Genomic DNA, 1,760 nt, shown 5'->3' with positions numbered 1-1,760 from the left:
ATGAAGTTATTGCCGCGACACGCCGATGGCGGTGGCAACAACTTCATGATCAACGCCGGGGGTGGGGTGGGGTGGGGTGGGGTTAGGCGACGTTGAACGGGCGGAACTGGACGCTCACCCTCGGGCCTACCGGGCGGGTGGTCTTGGGGATGGCGTGTTCCCAGGTGCGCTGGCAGGAGCCGCCCATCACGATCAGGTCGCCGTGGCCCACCGGGAACCGCAGGCTGTCGCCACCGCCGCGCGGGCGCAGCAGCAGCGGCCGAGGTGACCCGAACGAGACGATCGCGACGACGGTGTCGCTGTGCGCGGAGCGGCCGATGGTGTCGCCGTGCCAGGCGACGCTGTCCCGGCCGGAGCGGTAGAGACACATGCCGGCGGTGACGAACGGCTCGCCCAGCTCGGGCGTGTAGTGCCGGGTCAGCGCCGTCCGCGCCGAGGTGAGCACGGGGTGCGGCAGTTGCCGGTCGACGCCGTACCAGCAGAGCAGGCGGGGCACGTCGACCTCGCTGTCGTACATGGTGCGTCGCTCCGCGCGCCACGGCACCTCGGCGAGCAGGGTGTCGAGGACCGCGTCGGAGCCGCGCACCCAGCCGGGGAGGTGGTCGACCCAGGCGCCCCGGCTGAGCTGGTGCCGTCGGAGCTGGCCGGGCAGGGGCCCCAGGGTCGGCTCCGTGTCGGTCAGGTCGAGCATCGACGGCTGGTAGGCGGCCTGCGTCATGCAGCCACCCTAGCAGCACTTTCGTACACCCGTGCTAGGCCGCCGCTGCCGCGTTGTGCTTGGCCACCAGGTCCGGAAGGTCGTCCAGCGCGTCGATGCGGAACAGGCACTGCTCGGCCACGGCCGGCATGTCGAGGATGTGCCCCCACGGGCCGCGCCGGATCAGGCACGTCTTCATGCCGGCCTCGACGGCCGGGCGTACGTCGTTGTCGGGCCGGTCGCCGACGTACAGGATCGACGACGCGTCGCCACCGCCCGCCCGGACGACCCGGTCGAAGAAGGCCGGTGACGGTTTCGCCACGCCCCAACCGGTCGAGGTGCCGATCATGTCCACGGGAAGGTCGAGGGCGTGCAGGAGCGCCTCGGCGGAGGCGGGTTGGTTGCCGGCCAGGCCGACGAACAGGCCCTGCTCCTTGAGCGAGGTCAGGCAGCCGCGCGCGTCGGGGTAGAGATCCTCCTCGCCGAACCACTCGGGTTCGCCGGCGGCGGCGCGACGTTCCAGCTCGGCGGTGAGGTCGAAGTCGGGCCGGAAGGCCCGGAACGTCTCCTGGTAGTCCTGGCCACGGGCGATCACGGCACCGAGGACCGCCGAGAGCGTGTGCCGTGGAACGCCGAACCAGTCCGCCCAGCCCGCGAACTCGCGGGACTCGTCGAGAATCGTCCCGCCGACGTCGAAGAAGACCGCTCTGATCACGTGCGTCCCCCGTTCGCCTGGTCGACGGATCATAAGCGGGAGAACGCGCGTCGTCAGTCCGCGACGGCGGCCGGGCGTACAGCGTCGAACACCGCGTCCACGACCCGCGCCCGGCCCCGGCCGTCCACCGTGGACCAGGCCCGCGCGGCCAGCGCCGCGCGGCGCTGCGGCGAGCTGAGCAGCCCGTTGAGGGTCCGCGCCGCCGTCGCCCGGGCGGCCCGCCCGGGCACCCCGGCGCCCGTCAGCTGAGGAAGTTAGCCGAGGCCCGCGGGCAGAAAGAGCGGGACCACACGGGCGTAACAAAAGCGATGGGTGTAGGCCACGCAGACCAGCGCCGCGGGCGCCCCG

At 72.4% G+C, this 1,760-nt stretch carries 3 protein-coding genes; all 3 read right to left on the bottom strand.

What is annotated here, in order from left to right; all coding sequences use genetic code 11:
- Nucleotides 1-82: 82 nt before the first annotated feature.
- The 3 genes from AB0J68_RS31915 to AB0J68_RS31905 are packed head-to-tail and all read right to left on the bottom strand — an operon-like array spanning nt 83 to nt 1,642.
- A complete protein-coding gene (locus AB0J68_RS31915; RefSeq protein ID WP_354855099.1) occupies nt 83-718 on the bottom strand; it encodes an alpha-ketoglutarate-dependent dioxygenase AlkB in 636 nt (211 codons plus the stop codon).
- A 34-nt stretch (nt 719-752) separates the two neighbouring features.
- Nucleotides 753-1,412 (bottom strand): HAD family hydrolase, encoded by a 660-nt coding sequence (locus AB0J68_RS31910; RefSeq protein WP_363942567.1) that lies wholly within the window; start codon nt 1,410-1,412, stop codon nt 753-755.
- A gap of 53 nt (nt 1,413-1,465) precedes the next feature.
- Entirely contained in the window at nt 1,466-1,642 is a 177-nt protein-coding gene (locus AB0J68_RS31905) for a hypothetical protein (RefSeq protein WP_363942565.1), read from the bottom strand.
- Nucleotides 1,643-1,760: the final 118 nt, after the last annotated feature.

Origin of the sequence: Micromonospora sp. NPDC049580, from assembly GCF_040675595.1 — a bacterium.
GTDB lineage: Bacteria > Actinomycetota > Actinomycetes > Mycobacteriales > Micromonosporaceae > Micromonospora.
The sequence above is the reverse complement of the archived record's forward strand: the minus strand, read 5'-3'. Positions and strand labels throughout refer to the sequence as shown.

Coding starts and splice junctions, on each gene's coding strand:
- AB0J68_RS31915 (WP_354855099.1), bottom strand. CDS start 718: ATGACGCAGGCCGCCTACCAGCCGTCGATGCTCGACCTGACCGACACG.